Annotated in this window: 20 protein-coding genes; 5 read left to right on the top strand and 15 right to left on the bottom strand. The window is 67.7% G+C overall.

The annotated features are described in order from the left end of the window. Nucleotides 1-1222: MFS transporter (locus N7367_RS18135; protein WP_279942937.1), on the bottom strand; the 1222-nt coding region annotated here is incomplete at its 3' end. Nucleotides 1223-1344: 122 nt separating this feature from the next. Then, nucleotides 1345-1971: a signal peptidase I gene (gene lepB, locus N7367_RS18130; RefSeq protein ID WP_065174178.1), complete on the bottom strand. Its 627-nt coding sequence runs from the start codon at nt 1969-1971 to the stop codon at nt 1345-1347. Nucleotides 1972-2220: 249 nt separating this feature from the next. Between lepB and N7367_RS18125 the strand changes: the two genes are divergently transcribed. Both N7367_RS18125 and N7367_RS18120 read left to right on the top strand, forming a co-directional pair. Continuing rightward, the gene (locus tag N7367_RS18125) at nt 2221-2622 is read left to right on the top strand and encodes a hypothetical protein (protein WP_065174177.1); all 402 of its coding nucleotides are present in this window, start codon (nt 2221-2223) and stop codon (nt 2620-2622) included. 3 nt (nt 2623-2625) lie between these two features. Next, nucleotides 2626-3072, top strand: coding sequence for a 3-dehydroquinate dehydratase (locus N7367_RS18120; protein ID WP_180876414.1), 447 nt, complete (start codon nt 2626-2628; stop codon nt 3070-3072). A 146-nt stretch (nt 3073-3218) separates the two neighbouring features. Here the strand turns inward: N7367_RS18120 and dcp are convergent, their stop codons facing one another. The 3 genes from dcp to arfB all read right to left on the bottom strand — a co-directional run bounded on the left by dcp (nt 3219) and on the right by arfB (nt 6525). Then, entirely contained in the window at nt 3219-5375 is a 2157-nt protein-coding gene (gene dcp / locus N7367_RS18115; RefSeq protein ID WP_065174176.1) for a peptidyl-dipeptidase Dcp, read from the bottom strand. Nucleotides 5376-5486: 111 nt separating this feature from the next. Continuing rightward, nucleotides 5487-6047 (bottom strand): lysophospholipid acyltransferase family protein, encoded by a 561-nt coding sequence (locus N7367_RS18110; RefSeq protein WP_227255266.1) that lies wholly within the window; start codon nt 6045-6047, stop codon nt 5487-5489. Nucleotides 6048-6093: 46 nt separating this feature from the next. Then, nucleotides 6094-6525 (bottom strand): alternative ribosome rescue aminoacyl-tRNA hydrolase ArfB, encoded by a 432-nt coding sequence (arfB, locus tag N7367_RS18105; RefSeq protein WP_005420755.1) that lies wholly within the window; start codon nt 6523-6525, stop codon nt 6094-6096. Nucleotides 6526-6659: 134 nt separating this feature from the next. Between arfB and N7367_RS18100 the strand changes: the two genes are divergently transcribed. After that, the gene (locus tag N7367_RS18100; protein ID WP_065174175.1) at nt 6660-7187 is read left to right on the top strand and encodes a DUF2059 domain-containing protein; all 528 of its coding nucleotides are present in this window, start codon (nt 6660-6662) and stop codon (nt 7185-7187) included. Nucleotides 7188-7220: 33 nt separating this feature from the next. Here the strand turns inward: N7367_RS18100 and N7367_RS18095 are convergent, their stop codons facing one another. From N7367_RS18095 to N7367_RS18080, 4 genes are all read right to left on the bottom strand, one after another. Next, entirely contained in the window at nt 7221-7958 is a 738-nt protein-coding gene (locus N7367_RS18095; protein WP_053518434.1) for a pseudouridine synthase, read from the bottom strand. An 87-nt stretch (nt 7959-8045) separates the two neighbouring features. Beyond that, on the bottom strand, nt 8046-8624 hold the full coding sequence (locus tag N7367_RS18090) for a class I SAM-dependent methyltransferase (protein ID WP_262218909.1): 579 nt from the start codon (nt 8622-8624) through the stop codon (nt 8046-8048). Nucleotides 8625-8629: 5 nt separating this feature from the next. Beyond that, nucleotides 8630-10285, bottom strand: a complete 1656-nt coding sequence (gene ubiB / locus N7367_RS18085) for a ubiquinone biosynthesis regulatory protein kinase UbiB (protein WP_065174173.1) — start codon at nt 10283-10285, stop codon at nt 8630-8632. After that, entirely contained in the window at nt 10282-10917 is a 636-nt protein-coding gene (locus N7367_RS18080; RefSeq protein WP_053518430.1) for an SCP2 sterol-binding domain-containing protein, read from the bottom strand. Before N7367_RS18080 ends, ubiB begins: the two co-directional genes overlap by 4 nt. A 137-nt stretch (nt 10918-11054) precedes the next feature. Here N7367_RS18080 and ddlA point away from each other — a divergent pair, with 137 nt between their 5' ends. After that, nucleotides 11055-12140, top strand: coding sequence for a D-alanine--D-alanine ligase (gene ddlA / locus N7367_RS18075; protein ID WP_253118339.1), 1086 nt, complete (start codon nt 11055-11057; stop codon nt 12138-12140). Nucleotides 12141-12223: 83 nt separating this feature from the next. On the opposite strand, the gene N7367_RS18070 is transcribed toward ddlA, so the two are convergent. The 3 genes from N7367_RS18070 to oleC form a co-directional block, all read right to left on the bottom strand. After that, nucleotides 12224-12379 carry a DUF1328 domain-containing protein gene (locus tag N7367_RS18070; RefSeq protein WP_004153593.1) on the bottom strand — a complete coding sequence of 52 codons (156 nt, stop codon included), beginning with the start codon at nt 12377-12379 and terminating at the stop codon, nt 12224-12226. Between the two features lie 121 nt (nt 12380-12500). After that, complete coding sequence (oleD, locus tag N7367_RS18065; RefSeq protein ID WP_111186525.1) at nt 12501-13490, bottom strand: 2-alkyl-3-oxoalkanoate reductase; 990 nt, start codon at nt 13488-13490, stop codon at nt 12501-12503. Continuing rightward, nucleotides 13487-15145 carry an olefin beta-lactone synthetase gene (gene oleC, locus N7367_RS18060; RefSeq protein WP_053518426.1) on the bottom strand — a complete coding sequence of 553 codons (1659 nt, stop codon included), beginning with the start codon at nt 15143-15145 and terminating at the stop codon, nt 13487-13489. The genes oleD and oleC overlap by 4 nt, the downstream gene beginning before the upstream one ends. A gap of 104 nt (nt 15146-15249) precedes the next feature. Between oleC and N7367_RS18055 the strand changes: the two genes are divergently transcribed. After that, complete coding sequence (locus N7367_RS18055; RefSeq protein WP_053518425.1) at nt 15250-15681, top strand: YkgJ family cysteine cluster protein; 432 nt, start codon at nt 15250-15252, stop codon at nt 15679-15681. Between the two features lie 92 nt (nt 15682-15773). Here N7367_RS18055 and N7367_RS18050 read toward each other — a convergent pair whose 3' ends face one another. The 3 genes from N7367_RS18050 to N7367_RS18040 all read right to left on the bottom strand — a co-directional run bounded on the left by N7367_RS18050 (nt 15774) and on the right by N7367_RS18040 (nt 18163). After that, complete coding sequence (locus N7367_RS18050; RefSeq protein ID WP_053518424.1) at nt 15774-16664, bottom strand: alpha/beta fold hydrolase; 891 nt, start codon at nt 16662-16664, stop codon at nt 15774-15776. Between the two features lie 61 nt (nt 16665-16725). Beyond that, on the bottom strand, nt 16726-17742 hold the full coding sequence (locus tag N7367_RS18045) for a 3-oxoacyl-ACP synthase III (protein ID WP_008264841.1): 1017 nt from the start codon (nt 17740-17742) through the stop codon (nt 16726-16728). Nucleotides 17743-17845: 103 nt separating this feature from the next. Beyond that, nucleotides 17846-18163, bottom strand: coding sequence for a DUF4156 domain-containing protein (locus N7367_RS18040; protein WP_053518422.1), 318 nt, complete (start codon nt 18161-18163; stop codon nt 17846-17848). Nucleotides 18164-18245: the final 82 nt, after the last annotated feature.

Genomic DNA, 18245 nt, shown 5'->3' with positions numbered 1-18245 from the left:
ACGCCCAGACGATGCCACCGCCAAGCAGGGTCAGCACTGCCGCGAACGCGCACACCCCCAGCCAGTCCCACGCGGCGTAGGCAAGCCCGCCCACACCGCCCAGCACGCTCGACCCCAGGTAGTAGGCGAACAGATACAGTGCCGAGGCTTCCGCGCGCATCATGCCCGCCCGGCTGCCGACCCAGCTGCTGGCGACCGAATGACCGCCGAAGAAGCCGAAGGTCACCAGCGCGATGCCCAGCGCCATCGTGGTCAGCCACGGCATCGCCAGCAGCGCGATGCCGGCACCGATAAGCACGAAGGAGATCGACAGGACGCGCCCACGGCCGTACCGCGTGGCCTGTTGGCCCATCCATGCCGAGCTGAACGTACCGACCAGGTAGACGCTGAAGATCAGCCCGACCACGGTCTGGCTGAGGTGGTACGGCGGCGCCAGCAGGTGATAGCCGAGGTAGTTGTAGAGGGTGACGAATACGCCCATCAACACGAAGGAGGTGGCGAACAGCCACGGCAGGCCGGGATCGGCGAACAACGTGCGCCAGCGCGACGGCAGCTGGCGCAGGCCGCCGCGACGGGCCTGGAAATGCCGCGATGGCGGCAGCTGCAGCCACAGCAGCACGGTGCTGGCCACGGCGATGATCGAGACCACGCCGATGCCCCAGCGCCACCCCCAATGGTCGGCGATGATGCCGGCGAGCAGGCGCCCGCTCATGCCACCGATCGCGTTGCCGCCGATGTACAGGCCCATCGCCAGGCCCAGTGCGCGGCTGTCCATTTCTTCGACCAGATAGGTCATCGCCACCGCCGGCACGCCACTCAGGGCCAGGCCCAGCAGGGTGCGCAGCACCAGCAGCGTGGTCCAGTCATCGACCAGGGCGGTACTCAGCGAGAGGATGGCCGAGGCCAGCAGGGCGACGATCATCAACGGCCTGCGGCCCACGGCGTCGGACAGCAGCCCGGCCAGCAGCATCGCCACGGCCAGCGTGCCGGTGGTCAGTGACAGCGACATCGCGCTGCCGGCGGCGGAGACGCCGAAGTGGCGGCTGAACTCGGGCAGCAACGGCTGCACCGTGTACAGCAGGCCAAAGGTGGAGAAGCCGGCCAGGAACAGCGCGACCGCAGTGCGGCGGAACGCTGGCGTGCCCTGCTGGATGCGCGTTTCGGGGCTGGAATCGGCAGGAGGGAAGCGACGTTCGGGGGCCGCGGCGGTTTCGCCAGTCATGGGATCGATGGGCCGTTGGGGGCGGCCGGGGTGGAGGGAACGGGCCCCAGACTAGGCCCGTCCACCCAGTCGATCCATAACCTGAAAAGTCAGGATTGATATCCCTGACGTATCGATTCAGCTCACAGGTGCTGCCACTGGAAGCCATCGCCGCGGCGGTAGTAGACGGCCACGGCGCGCCCGTAGACTTTGTCGGCGTCGACAAAGCCGAAGAAGCGGCCATCGAAACTGTTGCCGCGATGATCCCCCAGTACCAGCAGCTTGCCGGCCGGTACCACCAGATCCGCAATGTCGGGACCACCGCCCATGTCCAGGTCCAGGCGGGCACGGCGGCTGCCGAAGGCCTCCACGTCCTGCAGGTCGGCCATCTGCAGCGGGTGGCCGTTGATGCTCAGGTGGCCCTCGTGCAGTTGCACGTGGTCGCCGGCCACGGCGGCGACCCGCTTGATCAGGCGGGTGCCGTCGGCAGGCGAATCGAATACCGCCACCTCGCCGCGCTGCGGCTGGCCGGTGGACAGCAGGGACGTGTTGGTGAACGGCAGGCGCAGGCCATAGGCACGCATGTCCACCACCACCCGGTCACCGGGCTGCAGGGTCGGCTGCATCGAGCCACTGGGCACCACGTAATGATTGGCGAGGGTGTCGCGGGCGGCGGCGAGCAGGCCCAGCATGAGCAGCAGCGGCAGCGCCTCCTTCTTCAGCCAGGCGAGAGCGCGTTGCGGGAACGGCGGTCGGGCAACAGCATCCATGTCAGGTTCCGATGGGGTGGCAGGGTCTTCAGACCCCATCCGGGTGCAAGAGGTTCCCGGTCGCGCCGGGCCATGCCCGGCCGAGTGTTGGAACGGCCGCGCCATGTGCTCGCCGGGCATGGCCCGGCGCTGCCAATGCAGGGTTACGCAGGTTTTACGCCCGGGCCCGGCGCCCGGCATCGCACCTTTACGGGCACTGCGCGCATCGTCTGCCCACCGCGCCGAACGGCGCTTTCCGCAAGGTGTTGTATGACCCTCCTGGTGATCCGCCACGCCTCTTCATCGGCACCGCGTCCGCAGCTGCCGGCGCAGTTGTCCGGCCACCGCGTGCTGTGCAGCGACTGCGCCAGCCTGTCCGAAGTGCGCCAGTGCCTGTGCCAGCCGCAGGCGCGCTCGGCCGACTGGGTACTGCTGGACGTGGGCGTGGCCGACGAGGCGCAATGGCAGGCCGAGGGCAGCGCGCTGCAGGCCGCCCTGGAGCGGCTGCCGGCGCAGTACATCGAGCTGCAGAGCGCCCGCGAACCCGGCCTGGACGCGCGCCTGCGCCTGCAGCATGGGCCGGCCGCGGTGGTGGTCGACCAGCGCAGCCAGCAGGCCGGTTATCCGCTGTCGCTGGCCATCGTCGGCCGCCGCCTGGCGCAGGAGGGCTGAGCCATGTCGATCTTCATCATCCGCGGCCCGGAAGCGGCCGGCACATTGATCCGTACCGCACTGCCGCTGCCGGCACCGGTACTGAAGTCGCTGGTACACCGTGCGATCGATGCCGGCACCAGCGTGGCCATCCGTGCCTGCGGTTCGGAACAGGAACTGCTGGATGCCCTGCGCGTGGCCGATCACAGCCGCGGCGAAGTGACATTGCTCGATCCCGGCGCGTGTGCCGGCAGCCTGCGTCTGCAGCGCCTGCTGCCCTATCTGCACAACGCCTACGTGGAGGTGCATGACGACGGCGCGGTGGCTGAGCCCTGTCTGCCGGCCGGCATCGGCCAGCGCCTGGGCATCGCCGCCGGCTATGGCGCGCAGAGCTACGTGCTGGCGCTGGATATCGCGCTGGATCACCTGGGCCTTGCCGAACAGGCGAACCCGGTGCACGTGGGGACGTAACGCTGTTTGTAGAGCCGAGCCCATGCTCGGCTGCCTTTCCAGGAAACATCAGCCGAGCATGGGCTCGGCTCTACAGAAGAACGTCGAGCATGGCTCGACGCTACAGAAAGAAAAACGGCGGGGTCGCCCCCGCCGTTTTCGCTTTCTTACTTCAGCCCGCGGAACTTCAGCAGCGGTTCCACCGACGGGTCCTTGCCGCGGAAATCGCGGTACAGGGTCGACAGCTCCACGCTGTTGCCGCGCGAGAGGATCTTGTCGCGGAATTGCTGGCCATTGGCCGCGGTCAGGCCGCCGTTCTCGGTGAACCACTGGAAGGCGTCATGGTCGAGCACTTCCGCCCAGAAGTAGGCGTAGTAGCCGGCCGAGTAGCCACCGCCCCAGATGTGGTCGAAGTAGGTGGTGCGGTAGCGCGGCGGAACCTGCGGCAGATCGACCTTGAACTTCTTCAGCGCGCTGGCTTCGAAGGCTCCGACATCCTGCAGCGGCGCGTCGGCCTTCTGCGTGTGCCAGGCCAGGTCCAGCAGCGCAGCCGACAGGTACTCGGTGGTGGCGTAGCCCTGGTTGAAGCTGCGCGCCTTGAGGATCTTGTCGACCAGTTCCTGCGGCATCGGCTCGCCGGTCTTGTAGTTCTTGGCGTAGTTGGCGAACACCTTCGGATCCAGCGCCCAGTGCTCGTTGAACTGCGACGGGAACTCGACGAAATCGCGCGAGGTGGCCGTGCCGGCGATCGAGGGGTACTTCACGTTCGAGAACATGCCGTGCAGGGCGTGGCCGAACTCGTGGAACAGGGTGGTGACGTCGTCGAAGCTCAGCAGCGCCGGCTGGCCTTCGGCCGGCTTGGTGAAGTTGCAGACGTTGTAGACCACCGGCTTGGCGCCGGTCAGGCCATCCTGCTCGACGAACACGTCCATCCACGCGCCACCGGACTTGCTGTCACGCTTGAAGTAGTCGGTGTAGAACAGGGCCAGCGAGGTGCCGTCCTTGTCGAACACTTCGTACACCTTCATGTCCGGGTGGTAGGTCGGAATGTCGGTACGTGGCTTGAAGGTGATGCCGTACAGCTGGGTGGCGGCGTAGAAGACGCCGTTCTGCAGCACGTTGTCCAGCTCGAAATAGGGCTTGATCTGCGACTCATCCAGATCGTACTTGGCCTTGCGTACCTGCTCGGCGTAGAAGTCCCAGTCCGAGGCCGCAACCTGGAAACCGCCCTTCTGCGCGTCGATCACCTTCTGGATCTCGCCGGCTTCGGCACGTGCCTTGGCGGTGGCAGCCGGCACGGTGTCGGTCAGCAGCTTCAGCGCGGCGGCCGGGGTCTTGGCCATCTGGTCGCCCAGCTGGTAGTCGGCGAAGGTGTCGAAACCCAGCAGCTTGGCCTTCTGCGCACGCAGCTGGGCCAGGCGCTGCACGGTCTGGCGGGTATCGTTGGCATCACCGCGCTCGGCGCGGGTTTCCGAGGCCTTTAGCACGGCGGCGCGCTGGTCGCGGTCGCTCAGCGAACCAAGCACCGGCTGCTGGGTGGTGTTCTGCAGCGGCAGCAGGAACTTGCCGTCAAGCTTGCGCGCCTTCGCATCGGCAGCCGCGGTGTTGATCGCGTTCTCATCCAGGCCGGCCAGCTTGGCCTTGTCGTCCACGATGACGGCAGCGGCAGCGGTGGCGGCGACCAGGCGGGTATGGAACTGGGTGGAAAGCGTGGTCTCTTCCACGTTGAGCTTGCGCAGGCTGGCCTTGTCGGCGTCGGACAGCTGCGCACCGGCACGCACCAGGCCGTCGTAGTAATGCTCGACCAGGCGCTTCTGCACCGGGTCCAGGCCCAGCGTGTCACGCTGGTCGTACAGCGACTTCACGCGTGCGAACAGCTTCGGGTCGAGGCTGATCTCGTCCTGGTGCGCGGCCAGTTTCGGCGCGACTTCTTCCTGGATCTTCTGGCGCGCATCGTTGGTATCGGCCTGCACCAGGCCGAAGAAGATGCGCGACACGCGGGTCAGGGTCTCACCGCTGCGCTCCATCGCCACGATGGTGTTGTCGAAGGTGGCCGGCTCGCTGTTGTCGGCGATCTTGCGCACGTCGGCCAGGTGCTGGCGCATGCCTTCCTCGAACGCCGGCAGGTAGTCGCTGTCCTTGATCTTGTCGAACGGCGGCGCCTGGAACGGCAGCGTGCTGGCGCTCAGCAGCGGGTTGGTGGAGGCATCGGCCGGCTGCTGGGCCGGGGTATTCTGGGCTGCGGACACGGGGGTGGACTCCTTGCCGGAACAGGCCGCCAGCGCCAGGCTGATGGCGGCGGCCAGGACTACGGTACGCGACATGTAAAACGCTCCTTGGGCAGACGGGATGGGATGCCGACCGTCCACCCTACTCCTGTCGCGCTCGCCCGGCATGTGCCGGACGTGGCGTCTGGACCTTCACTGGCGGCCGGCTCAGACCGTACCGCGGGTCTTGCCGATCCAGGGCCGGTAGAACTCGCGGATGGCGGCCATGTCGGCCACGTCATCGCCGGTGGGATGGAACAGCGGACCGACGCCGATGACCTTCTCCGGATAATGGAAATAGGCGGTCAGGATGGGCACGTCGGCCATCCGCGCGATCTTCAGGAATCCGGCCTTCCATTCCTTGACCGCCTTGCGGGTGCCTTCCGGGGTGATCGCGAACCACATCCTGTCGTTGTTGCGGATCAGGTCCACGGCCTGGCCGACGGTTCCCTGCGGCGAGCTGCGGTCCAGCGGGATCACGCCCAGCCGGTGCAGCAGCGGGCCCAGCGGCCACCAGAACAGCGACGCCTTGCCCAGCACCTTGACCTTCATGCCCAGTGCGATCTTGGCCGCCATGCCCCAGAACCCGTCCCAGTTGGACGAGTGCGGGGCGATGATGAAGACCAGCTTCGGGATGTCCGGCAGGGTGCCGACCACCTTCCAGCCGCCCATGCGCAGGGTGCAGCGCGCCAGCCAGCGCAGGAACGGGTTGGATCTGACCTGCGGCATGTTCGGCGGGATGGCCGGCAGCAACGGAGTCGGGTTGTTCAAGCAATCACTCCCAGTCACGTGAGGAGCGCCCGCGCTTGATCTGCGCGCGCCCGCGTTTGGCGTCCAGACGACGCAGTTTCGACCCGAGGGTCGGCTTGGTGGCCTTGCGCGGTTTGGGCACGCTCAACCCGGCCTGGATGAAGGCCGCCAGCCGCTCGCGCGCATCCTCGCGATTGCGATCCTGGGTCCGGAAGCGTTGCGCGTCGATGACCAGCACGCCTTCGCCGGTCATCCGCCGGTCACGCCGCGCCAGCAGGCGCGCGCGCAACGGTTCGGGCAACGAGGGCGAGTTGGCCACGTCGAAACGCAGTTCCACCGCGGTGGACACCTTGTTGACGTTCTGGCCACCGGCACCACTGGCACGCACGAAACGCTCGACGATCTCGCCGTCGGGGATCTCAAGCTGCGCGCTGATGGTGACCGGTCCACTGCCCATCCGCGCATTGTAACGGCAGCCACGTGGTGGAGTGCGGCATCGCGCGCCGTATGCCGCCGATCAGGCACCGAACACGCCGCCTTCGCCTTGCCAGCGGGTATGCTGGCCGTCCCATGTACCGCAGGAAGCTTCGCATGATCCGCTCCGCATCCACCCTGCCCGCCCTGCTGCGCCGTGCTGCCCTTCTGCTGGCGCTTGCCGTGGCCAGCGCCCCGGTCCTGGCCGCCGCGCCGACCGACGGCGACATCAACCGCCTGCTGTCGGCCTCCCGCGCGCAGAGCATGATCGACACCATGCTGCCGCAGATCGAGGCGATGCAGCAGCAGCAGTTCCAGCAGGTCGCGTCGCAGCGCCAGCTCAATGCCCAGCAGCAGGAGCAGCTCAAGCGCATCCAGGCACGGACCAGCCAGACCCTGCGCCAGGCCCTGTCATGGCAGCAGCTGCGGCCGATGTACGTGGATCTCTACAAGAAGACCTTCAGCAAGGAAGACGTGCTGGCGATGGCCGAGTTCTACGAGAGCCCGGCGGGCCAGAGTCTGCTCGACAAGACCCCGGCGCTGATGCAGAACGTGATGGTGGCCATCCAGTCGCGCATGCAGCCGCTGTTCGCCGACCTGCAGAAGGATCTGGAAGCGATCGTCAACGAGCCGGAAAAGAAGTGAGGCGGTAGCGCCGGGCCATGCCCGGCGCTGCCTTCACTCCACCCGCCAGCCGAACAGGTCCAGCGCCTTCTGGAATTCCCGGTCCAGCGGCGCCCGCACATCCACCGTGCCGCCCTCGGGATGCGGAAAACGCAGGCGCTCGGCGTGCAGCAGCATGCGGTGCACCCCCTGCATGCGGAAGATGCGGTTGTGGCGGCCGTCGCCGTGGCTGGTGTCGCCGATCATGTGGTGCGAAAGATGCTTGAGATGCCGGCGGATCTGCCGGAACCGTCCGGTCTGCGGCTGGCAGCGCAGCAGCGCATAGCGCGAACGGGCGAACTCGCCGACCGGCACCGGCAGCTCGCCGGTAGCCAGGCACTGGAAGTCGGTGATGGCAGGCTTCTTGACCGGTTTTCCGGGGCCGCCGTCGAGGTCGTGGTCGACCCGCCAGGACGCCTCGGCCGGCCAGCCGCGGCAGATCGTCAGGTAGTCCTTGGCCACCTCGCCGCCCATCAGGGCCTTGCCCAGCGCACTGGCGGTGTCACGGTCGAAGGCCAGCAGCAGGCAGCCACTGGTGGCACGATCCAGCCGATGCACCAGAAAGATCGGGCGCCCGAGCTGCTCACGCAGGCGATCGGCCAGGAAATCATCTTCGCCACGGGCCAGCTTGCTGTCATGGACCATCAGCCCGGCCGGCTTGTCGACCACCGCCAGGCGTTCATCCAGGTGCAGGAGCCGAAGGGGGGCGGTGTCGGTCTCGACCGCGGCGAGGGTATCGGGTTCGGTGCTCACCGCGCGATTATACGGGCGGCCTGTATGGGGTCAGAGCCCTTTTCCTGCGGAAAAGGGATCTGACCCCGGGTTTGTGCCGCGAGGCAGTCAAACGTTGCGCAGTGCGAGCAGTTCACCGTTGCCCACCGGCACCAGGCTGACGCTGACATCAGGATCGGCCACCAGTGCCGCACGCAGCGGCTCCATCTGTTCGGCGTGGGAGATCGCGTTGTCCACCACCAGCAGGCCACCGGGCCGCAGCACGCGGCGCAGGTGCGGCCACCAGCCAGCGTACTGCTCGCGATCCGAATCGAGGAACAGCAGGTCGATGCTGGCATCGGCCGCCTGCGCCAGCCACGCCCCGGCGTCAGCGTGCATCAGGGTGATATGCGCCTGCAGGCCGCTGCGGGCGAAGGTCGCGCCGGCCAGGGCCACCTTGTCGGCAGCGTACTCCAGCGTGGTCACATGGCCGTCGATGGCAGCGGCAGCCTCGGCCAGCCACAGGGTGGAATAGCCGTTGGAGGTGCCGATCTCCAGCACGCGCCGGGCCTGTCCGAAACGTACCAGCAGCGACAGCAGCGCACCGGTATCCGGCGTGATGTTGAGCATGCGCCGGGCCCGCTCGCTTTCGCGCGCATCGTTGTCGGCGCCAAAGCGCGCCAGTTCGTCCTTGAGCGCCTGCAGCACGGCGGCTACTTCCACCACGCCCGGGCCAATGCGGCCACACCCACCGCGCCCGACAGCCAGCTCCACATCGGCAGGTCGCCCCAGTACCAGCCGGGCGGCTGCAGCACGTACATCAAGGCGGCAATGGCAAGCAGGCCGACGCCGGTGATGGCACCGACCGCATGCTTCTGCAGGCGCTGCACGCTGGCATCGAGCGATACCAGATCGCGCGAGCGCATCGCCAGCTCGTGACGTCCCTCCACCTGCTGGGTCAGCCAGGCATGCACCAGGCGGGGCATGTCCGGTGCGTGGGTCATGATTTCCGGCAGGCGCTTGCCGAGCTCGCGCATCACCCTGCGCGGGCTGTAGCGCTCGCGCAGGATCTTCGCCAGTACCGGCTTGGCCACCGCCCAGATATCGATCTGCGGGTCGAGCTGGCGACCGACGCCTTCGATGTTCAACAGGGTCTTCTGCAGCAGGATCAGCTGCGGCTGCAGCGTCAGCTGGTAGCGCTGCGCCACGCGGAACAGCTTCATCAGCACTTCCGCCAGCGAGATCTGCGACAGCGGGCGGGTGAAGTACGGCTCGCACACCGACCGCACCGCCGCTTCCAGGTCGTCGATGCGCACGTGGTCCGGCATCCAGCGCGCCTGCACGTGCAGCTCGGCGATGCGGCGGTAGTCGCGGTTGAAGATGGCCATGAAGTTCTCGGCCAGGTAGTACTGATCTTCCTGCGACAGCTGGCCCATGATGCCGAAGTCCAGCGCGATGAAGCGCGGATCGCTGCGGCGTGCCGGATCGGGGTCGACCCAGATGTTGCCGGCATGCGCATCGGCGTGGAAGAAGTTGTCGCGGAACACCTGGGTGTAGAACACCCGCACGCCCTTGGCGGCCAGCGCCTTGCGATCGATCCCGGCGGCGTCCAGTGCCACGATGTCATCGGAGGGAATGCCCCACACGCGCTCCAGGGTCAGCGCGCGCTCGGCCGTGTGGCTCCAGATCACTTCCGGCACGTACAGGTCGTCGGAGTTCTCCCAGAAGCGGCGCAGCACGCTGGCGTTGGCGCCTTCGCGCTGCAGGTCCAGCTCGGCGGCCAGGGTGTTCTCCACTTCCGCCACGACTTCGCGCGGGCGGATCTTGTCGGCACGCGGGTGGGTGCGCTCAACCAGCGCGGCCAGTGAATTGAGCAGGGCGATATCGGCGTCGATCTGCTTCTCGATGCCCGGGCGCAGCACCTTGACCACCACCTGGCGGCCATCGGCCAGCGTGGCCGCATGGACCTGCGCGATCGAGGCCGACGCCAGCGGTTCGGTATCGAAGCTGGCAAAGGCTTCGCTGACCGGCAGGCCCAGCGCGTCCTCGACGATGCGGCGCGCGGTGTCGCCGTCGAACGGCTTGACCCGGTCCTGCAGCAGGGTCAGTTCGTTGGCCACGTCCGGCGGCACCAGGTCGCGACGGGTCGACAGGATCTGCCCGAACTTGACGAAGATCGGACCCAGGTCCTGCAGCGCCAGGCGCAGGCGTGCGCCACGCGATTGCGCGGCGATGTCGGCCGAGGCCCGCGGAACGAAGGGTTTGGCCAGGCGCAGCCAGCGTTCGGCCGGCGTGTCCTGCAGCAGGTCATCCAGGCGGTAGCGCAGGATCACCCGGCCGATGCGGCTGGCCCGCAGCACCGCCTTCATGCCGCACCCCGCAGGCGCTGCACGCGTGCACCCAGGCGCTCGACATCATCGCGCAGCACATCCACATCGTCGTGGAACGCGTCCAGCTCGGCGCGCGGCACCACGTCGCGCGATTCCTCGGTAATGAATTCGGCTGCACTGTGCGCCAGATCGATCACGCCCTGGCGGGCGTGCTGCAGCGCGCCGCGCAGTGTGTTGGCCACCTGTACGCCCAGCACCTCGCCGAACACGCTGACGAACGGCTGCTGCCAGTCCGGGTCGAAGCCCTTGGCCAGCTGCTGCAGGCGGCGCGCCAGCTCGGCATCGCCGGCCACGCGCACGCGTCCCTTGCCGGTGCTGTCGGCGCGCCGGGCATTGGCCAGCAGCGGCAGCTGGGCCAGCACCCCCGACAAGCTGCTGCGTACGGCCAGATCGGCTTCCTGCGCATCCACCGGCCCCACCCGCAGCTGGTCACCGTCAACGCTGATGCGCATGGCCAGCGCAGGAGCCTCCAGGGTCAGATCGATATGGCGGCCATCCAGACCGGCCAACGCGTGGCGGGTATCCGGATCCAGCGCCAGGGCGCGGTTCAGGGCGATCTGCAGGGCACGGCCGGCGACCGGCTTGAGGGACTTGAGCAGGGAAAGAGCCATGGCCCCATTCTACCTTCGTGGGTGCCGGGCTTGGGCCGGGCAGCGCGGATGGGTGCGGGTTCATCTCCGCCTCACCTGCCGGGCGAAGGAAGGTCCATGCTGTGGGGCCACGCAACGTCCAGGACATCGCATTGCCCATGAGCAGGACCCGGGTCGGCATCATTTTCGGTGGTACGTCCTCCGAGCACGAAGTCTCGCTGCAGTCGGCGAAGAACATCCTCGACGCACTCGACCACGAGCGCTTCGAGCCGGTGCTGATCGGCATCGACAAGCAGGGCCGATGGCATCTGAGCCAGGCCGGGAGCTTCCTGCTCAACGCCGATGATCCGGCGCGCATCGCGCTGCACCGGTCCGGCGTCGCGCTGTCGGTGCACCCGGGCGCCGGACAGGCGCAGCTGCAGCCCGCCGATCCGGCTGCCGTGCTCGGCCAGATCGACGTTGTCCTGCCGATCGTGCATGGTCCGCTGGGTGAGGATGGCGCGCTGCAGGGCCTGCTGCGCATGGCCAACCTGCCCTTCGTCGGTTCACCGGTGCTGGGCTCGGCCGTGGCCATGGACAAGGACGTTACCAAGCGCCTGCTGCGCGATGCCGGCCTGCAGGTGGCGCCCTGGCAGTGCATCCGTCGCCACCAGGCTGCGAACATCGATGTCGACGGCGTCATCGCCCAGCTCGGTCTGCCGCTGTTCGTGAAGCCGGCCAACCAGGGTTCGTCGGTGGGGGTGAGCAAGGTCAAGGACGCTGCCGGCTTCGCGGCCGCGCTGGAAGGGGCGCTGCGCTACGACCACAAGGTTCTGGTGGAAGCGGCCGTGGCCGGCCGCGAGATCGAATGTGCGGTGCTCGGCAACGAGCAGCCGCAGGCCAGCGTGTGTGGCGAAGTGGTGGTGCACGACGAGTTCTATGCCTACGACACCAAGTACCTCAACGAGAATGGCGCCGACGTTGTGGTCCCGGCCGACATCGATGATGCCACCCAGCAGCGGATCAGGCAGATCGCCCTGCAGGCGTATCAGGCGCTGGAGTGCGCCGGCATGGCCAGAGTGGATGTGTTCCTGACCGGCGACGGCCGCGTCGTCATCAACGAGGTCAACACGCTGCCGGGCTTCACCCGCATCAGCATGTACCCGAAGCTGTGGGGCGCCAGTGGCGTGGATTACACCACGCTGATCACACGCCTGATTGAACTGGCCCTGGAACGGCACGAAGCCGATCAGAGGCTGCTGTAGGCCAGACAGTACCCGGTACTACAGCAAACAACCGCTTCCGCCGGAGCAGTACCGGCCATCGACCGGCACTGCTCCGGGGCTCACTAGCCGCGCTTGCGGAACATCGAGATCACCGCCAGGACCAGGAACACCACGAACAGGATCCAGGCAATGTTGCTGGCCGCGCCGGCGATGCCGGAGAAACCGAGCACGGCGGCGATGATGGCGATGACGAAGAAAATGACGGCGTAATGCAGCATGGCGCTCCTCGCAGATATTCGGCCGTGGGTGGCGTGGGGTCCATCCTCCCGGTCCGGCGGTGTGCAACCGGTGATGGCCGGTTCTGCGCGCGATGAAGTCTTCAGCGCCGTGAGGCTGCCGTCATGACGACGCGGCCTGCAGCCGACGCAGCCCTTCCTCGATGCTGACCTGCGGCACATAGCCGAAATCACGGCGCGCCGGCTCCATGCTGTACCAGTGCGGCGTGCACAGCTGCTCGGCGAGGAAACGCGTCAACGGCGGCTCGCCGCGCAACCGCAGCAGCGGCCACAGGCGCTCGCAGATCGCACCGATCCGGTAGGCGGTCCTGAAGCTGATTGCCTTCTCCACAGGGGGGGCGCCCACGGCCTGCAGCAACTTGTTGACCAGCTCGCGCATCGGCAGTGGCTCGCCATTGGAGATGAAGTAGGCCTTGCCGGCGCAGGCCGCCGCCGGGCCCAGCGCCTCGAATGCCAGGAAGTGCGCCAGCGCGGCGTTGTCGATGTAGGTGGTGTCGACCTTGTTGCTGCCATCACCGACCAGGCGCAGCCGGCCCTGCCGTGCGCGCTCGGCCAGGCGCGGCACCAGCTGCTGGTCGCCCGGCCCCCAGATCAGGCGCGGGCGCAGCGCCACCGTGGCCAGCGTCGCGTCGTTGGCGGCCAGCACCCGTTGTTCGGCGATCGCCTTGGTCGCCGCGTACGGCGCCTGGAAATCCTCGCCGTAGGGCACCTCGTCCGCGCCCAGTCCTTCCACGGGGTGGGTGGCACGATGGGTCACGCTCGGTGTGGAGGTATAGACCAGCCTGCCGATGCCATGCGCACGGCAGGCAGCGATGACATTGTCGGTGCCGACCACATTGGCCTGGTGGTAGCTGTCGTAACTGCCCCAGGCGCCGGCCTTGGCACCGTTGTGGAACACCGCATCGACACCGGCCACCGCATGCAGCACGGCCTGCGGGTCCGCCAGGTCGCCACGGATCTGGCCCACTCCCAGCGCCTGCAGCGCCGGGTAGTGGCTGCGGTTGAATGCCAGCACCTGGTGGCCGCGCTCGACCAGCCCGCGGCACAGCGCCTGGCCAAGGAAACCACCACCACCGGTGACCAGGATCTTCATGCGCGCTTCTCCAGTTCGGCGCTGGCCCAGACGGCGAGCTTCTCGCGGCCGATCTTGGCGTTGTGACGGATATCCACGGGAAACGCCGGATGCACCAGGAAGTGCTGCAGCCCGGCCTCGGGCAGGCGTGCGCCGGCAAGGGCGCGCAGCGCTTCATGCAGCGCCGGGCTGTCGGACTGTCCACGCTGCAGCTCCACGCACAGGACCGGCACCTGCGCGCCCGCGGGACCCACGCCGACCAGCGCGGTGCGTGCCACGCCCTGCACCGTGTTGAACACCGGCTCGACCTGTTCGGTGTAGAGCGGGCCGTGCGGGGTTTCCACGCGCTGGGTCTTGCGTCCGCAGAACCACAGACGGCCCTGCGCGTCGAAATAGCCGACATCGCCCATGCGATGCACGATGCGGGTACTGCCATCGGCCAGCGTTTCGGCAATCTTCGCCGCAGCGGTGGCCTGCGGGCGATTGAAATAGCTGTCGGTGGCGGTGGGGCCGGCCACGGTGATCTCGCCCACCTCGCCGGTGGCCAGCACGCGCACCTGCGACCAGTCGGCCAGCGGTGCATCATCGATGGCGATGATGCGCACTTCGTTCGGGGCCACCACGTTGCCCACGCAGGTACCCGCACCGCCCTCGGTGGCCGCACGGGTGCGCTCCAGTTCATGGCCTTCCACCACCGCCACCGGCAGGCATTCGGTGGCACCGTACGGCGTCCAGAACTGCGCGCCGGCCGGCAGCAGGCCACGGATGGTGGCGACCACATCCGGCGGAACCGGGGCACCGGCCGAGGTCACCCGGGTCACCGACGGCAGCGGCCGGCCATGGCGGGCCAGGACCCGCATCAGCGCAGGCGAGCCGAACAGCTGGGTCACGCCGAAGCGTTGGATCGCATCATGCAGGCGTGCCGGATCGGCCTGCGCGGGCCGCGTGGGGTCCATGTCCGGGATCACCGAGGTCAACCCCAATGCGGGATCGAACAGGGCGAAGGGCGGGAAGGTCGGCAGGTCCACCCCGCCGGCCTCCATGCCGAAGGCGCTGCCCAGCAGCTCGATCTGGCCCAGGAAATGGCGATGGCGGTAGACCACGCCCTTGGGCACGCCCGTAGAGCCGCTGGTGAACAGGATCGCGGCCATGTCCTCGCCGTCGGTGGCCGCCAGCATCGGCCCGGCCTGCGCGCCCGCGCGCTCCAGCGCGGCCAGGGTGGTCCCGCCCCAGGCCAGCCGCCGTCCCACCGTGACCAGGCGGGTCGCCGACGGCGCCCAGCGCAGCGCCAGCCGTGCCACGTGGGCCAGCGGGATGCCGATGAAGGCCTCCGGCTGGGCTTCGTCCAGGCACTGCTTCAGCGCGCGCCGGTCGATGCCGGGATCGACCAGCACCGGCACCGCACCCAGCTTGAACAGGGCGAACATCAGCAGGAAGAACTCCGGCGAGGGCCGCACCATCACCACCGTGCGCACGCCGCGCCCGATCCCGTAGCCGGCCAGGCCGGCGGCCATGGCGTCGCTGCGGGCATCCAGCTGCCGATAGTCCAGGGTCACATCGTAGGCCGCCATGCCGTTGCCGGCGCCGCGGCGGCCGGGGCAGCGGATGGCGATCTGGTCGGGGCGTTCACGGGCCAGTTCAGGCAACCGCGCAGCAATGTTGCAGGGTCGGTTCATCCGTTCATTGTCGCCGCTTACGGAATTTCTTGCGCGGCGGCTCACTTCGTGGAAAATCCGCAGCCTCGTTCCCGATTCCGACTGCCGCCCGAGGCGGCTTGCCCATGCAACACCCCTGCATGACCTGCGGCGCCTGCTGCACCCAGTACCGCGTGGCCTTCCACTGGATGGAATCGGACGAGGTCACCCCGGGCGGCGTGCCCCACCAGCTGACCGAAGTGCTCGACCCGCATCGCCTGTGCATGCGCGGCACCCACTCCAAACCGGTGCGCTGCGTGGCACTGGATGCGCAGATCGGCGTGTATTCGCGCTGCACGATCCACCCCAACCGGCCCAGCGTTTGCCGCGAAGTGGATGCCTCATGGGAGTACGGCAAGGCCAGCCCGCAGTGCGACAAGGCCCGCATCGCCTACGGCCTGGACCCGCTGACGCTGGCCGACTGGCGCTGGCGCGACGAGGCGGACAACGACGACGATCATCCGGACGACAACGGCAGCAGCCCGTCGTCTCCGCCGCAGGCGCCGATCGCGGCGTGACGGTCGGGGTCGGGCCCGTTTCCGGCACGGAAGGGCTCTGACCCCATGCATGACAACGCCGGGCATGGCCCGGCGCTACCGAGGGGATCCGATCAGATCGGATTCGCGTCCAGGAAGGCGCGGATCTCCGGCACCAGCACCTCGTGCTTGTCTTCCAGCACGTAGTGGCCCGCGTCCTTGAAGGCATGCACCTGGGCCTGCGGCAGCGCCGCCTGGAAGCCCTGCAGGAAATGGTGGTCGAACACGAAGTCGCGCAGGCCCCAGCCTATGAAGGCCGGGCGATCGGCAAACGACGGCAGCGCCTTGCCTGCACGCTCCAGCAGCGACCACGCCTTGTCGGCCGGGCCCAGCGGAATGTCCTGCATGAAGCGGATGGTGCTGATGCGGTTGGCATAGCTGTTGTACGGCGATACATACGCGCGGCGCACGTCGGCGGGCATCTTCCGCTCAACGCCCAGCCACGATGCGCCGGCGGAGAAGGCATTGAAGGTGCGGATGATCCACTCGCCGATCTTCCAGTGCCGTCCGAGCGCGATCTGCCATGGCATCTTCTTCGCTGCCGGCATCGGGAACGCGGCGGTATTGAGCACCACCAGCCGCTTGACCTGCGCGTGGTGCGACAGCGCCCAGCCAAAGCCGATCATGCCGCCCCAGTCGTGCACGGCCAGGGTCACCGGGCCGGTGATGCCCAGGTGCCTGAGCAGCGCATCCAGGTCATCCACGCGCGATTGCAGCGTGTACGCATAGCCACGGTCATCGGGCTTGTCCGACAGGCCCATGCCGATGTGGTCGGGCACGATGCAACGGTACTTGTCCGACAGGCCGGCCACCAGCGTGCGCCAGTAATAGCTCCACGACGGATTGCCGTGCACCATCACCACCACCTCACCGTCGCGCGGGCCCTCGTCGAGATAGTTCATCGACAGGCCAGGGCGGACCTCGAAGCGTTGGGGATGGGCGGGGTAACCGGGAAGCTTGGACATCAGGTCGCACCTGTAAAAAGGGCCGGTAGTACCGGCCCCAGGATTCAACGCAGGGGTCTGTTTACCAGACCACTTCGGCCATCGAGCAGTTCAGGCCCGAGCCGATGCCCAGAAGCGCGATGCGATCACCCTTCTTCAGCTTGCCCAGCTGCTTGAGCTTGCTCAGCACGATCGGTACCGACGCCGGGCCGATGTTGCCGTGCTCGCCGAAGATGGTCATGACCTTCTTCGGGTCGATGCCGAAGTTCTTGATGAACGCTGCGGTGTGCGGCTGGCTGACCTGGTGGATGACGAACTGGTCCAGTTCTTCCACCGCCCAGCCCAGCGCGATCTTGGCCGCAGTGAAGGTCTTCTGCGCCAGCTTGATGCCTTCGATCAGCAGCAGGCGGGTGTCGGTCACCATGCGGTCCAGGTTGCCCAGGCACAGCTGGTTCCATTCGGTCGCCGAACGGGTGACGCCGCCCTTGTAGCGCGGGGCATCCGGCACCAGTTCCGAGCGCGCCATCACCATGGCGGCAGCGCCCGAACCGGTGGTCAGCGCCGCCAGTTCGTTGCGGAAATCGTCGGCGGTGACGTCCGGCGCGGTCATGCGCTCCAGCGTCTTCTCGTACACCAGGTTGGCGGTTTCGCCATCCACCACCAGCGCATAGTCGATGTCACCGCGCTCGATCATGCGCGCTGCGATGTCCATGCCGTTGATGAAAGCCAGGCAGGCATTTGCGACATCGAACGTCATGCATTCGTCGCTGACACCCAGATTGCCCGAGACGATGGAGGCCGTGGACGGCTCCAGGTAGTCGCGGCTGACCGAGGTATTGACCAGCAGGCCGACCTGGGTGGCTTCGATGCCGGCATCTTCCAGTGCCTTGCGACCGGCCATGGTGGCCGCATCCGAGGCCAGCACGCCGTTGTCCCACAGGCGGCGGGCGTGGATGCCCGCGATATCGCCGAGCACGTCGGTGCGGATGCCCAGCCGGTCCAGCGTCGGCTGCAGGCGTTCGTTGATTTCCTTCGTCGTCAGCGTATGAGGCGCATCGACGTGTGCCAGGCCGGCGATCGAGACATTCTTGAAGAGCATCGAGGTTAGCGCCAAGGCTCAGGCAAAAGGGGGCGCTATTCTATAACCCCCCGGGCCTTCACCGCATCTTTACGAATTCAGGCTTGCCCGTATGGTGAAGGATTCAGCGCGGCGGGCACTGGAAGGCGGCAAAGCGCTGGCTGCCATCGGCCGGCGGTGCGGCGGCCTGTACGGCATTGGCGCCGGCGCTGGGGGCCTCGTTGCGGGCCAGCGTTTCCAGTTCTTCCTGCACGCGCAGCGGGTTGCGGTTGTAGAAGCCGACCTTGCTCTTCACGGTGACCACCACCTCGCCCTTGGTGATGCAGCCGGTGGGCGCCGGCCCGGCCGGCAGCACGCGGACGGTCTTCCCGGCCGGTTCGATCGGCACCCAGGTACAGGCGGTGACGGTGAGCAGCAGGGAGGAAAGCAGCAGAACGCGCATGGGCAGATCCTGGAAGGGTATGAGGGGGATTCTGCCTGAACCGCCTGAATCGAGGGTAGCCGGGAGGCCCCCGGTAGCGCCG

Source organism: Stenotrophomonas sp. GD04145, from assembly GCF_029835135.1.
Lineage (GTDB): Bacteria > Pseudomonadota > Gammaproteobacteria > Xanthomonadales > Xanthomonadaceae > Stenotrophomonas > Stenotrophomonas maltophilia_P.
Note: the sequence above shows the minus strand (reverse complement) of the source record. Positions and strands in the feature narration are given on the sequence as shown.

Coding starts and splice junctions, on each gene's coding strand:
- lepB (WP_065174178.1), bottom strand. CDS start 1,971: ATGGATGCTGTTGCCCGACCGCCGTTCCCGCAACGCGCTCTCGCCTGG.
- N7367_RS18125 (WP_065174177.1), top strand. CDS start 2,221: ATGACCCTCCTGGTGATCCGCCACGCCTCTTCATCGGCACCGCGTCCG.
- N7367_RS18120 (WP_180876414.1), top strand. CDS start 2,626: ATGTCGATCTTCATCATCCGCGGCCCGGAAGCGGCCGGCACATTGATC.
- dcp (WP_065174176.1), bottom strand. CDS start 5,375: ATGTCGCGTACCGTAGTCCTGGCCGCCGCCATCAGCCTGGCGCTGGCG.
- N7367_RS18110 (WP_227255266.1), bottom strand. CDS start 6,047: ATGCCGCAGGTCAGATCCAACCCGTTCCTGCGCTGGCTGGCGCGCTGC.
- arfB (WP_005420755.1), bottom strand. CDS start 6,525: ATGGGCAGTGGACCGGTCACCATCAGCGCGCAGCTTGAGATCCCCGAC.
- N7367_RS18100 (WP_065174175.1), top strand. CDS start 6,660: ATGATCCGCTCCGCATCCACCCTGCCCGCCCTGCTGCGCCGTGCTGCC.
- ubiB (WP_065174173.1), bottom strand. CDS start 10,285: ATGAAGGCGGTGCTGCGGGCCAGCCGCATCGGCCGGGTGATCCTGCGC.
- N7367_RS18080 (WP_053518430.1), bottom strand. CDS start 10,917: ATGGCTCTTTCCCTGCTCAAGTCCCTCAAGCCGGTCGCCGGCCGTGCC.
- ddlA (WP_253118339.1), top strand. CDS start 11,055: ATGAGCAGGACCCGGGTCGGCATCATTTTCGGTGGTACGTCCTCCGAG.
- N7367_RS18070 (WP_004153593.1), bottom strand. CDS start 12,379: ATGCTGCATTACGCCGTCATTTTCTTCGTCATCGCCATCATCGCCGCC.
- oleD (WP_111186525.1), bottom strand. CDS start 13,490: ATGAAGATCCTGGTCACCGGTGGTGGTGGTTTCCTTGGCCAGGCGCTG.
- oleC (WP_053518426.1), bottom strand. CDS start 15,145: ATGAACCGACCCTGCAACATTGCTGCGCGGTTGCCTGAACTGGCCCGT.
- N7367_RS18055 (WP_053518425.1), top strand. CDS start 15,250: ATGCAACACCCCTGCATGACCTGCGGCGCCTGCTGCACCCAGTACCGC.
- N7367_RS18050 (WP_053518424.1), bottom strand. CDS start 16,664: ATGTCCAAGCTTCCCGGTTACCCCGCCCATCCCCAACGCTTCGAGGTC.
- N7367_RS18045 (WP_008264841.1), bottom strand. CDS start 17,742: ATGCTCTTCAAGAATGTCTCGATCGCCGGCCTGGCACACGTCGATGCG.
- N7367_RS18040 (WP_053518422.1), bottom strand. CDS start 18,163: ATGCGCGTTCTGCTGCTTTCCTCCCTGCTGCTCACCGTCACCGCCTGT.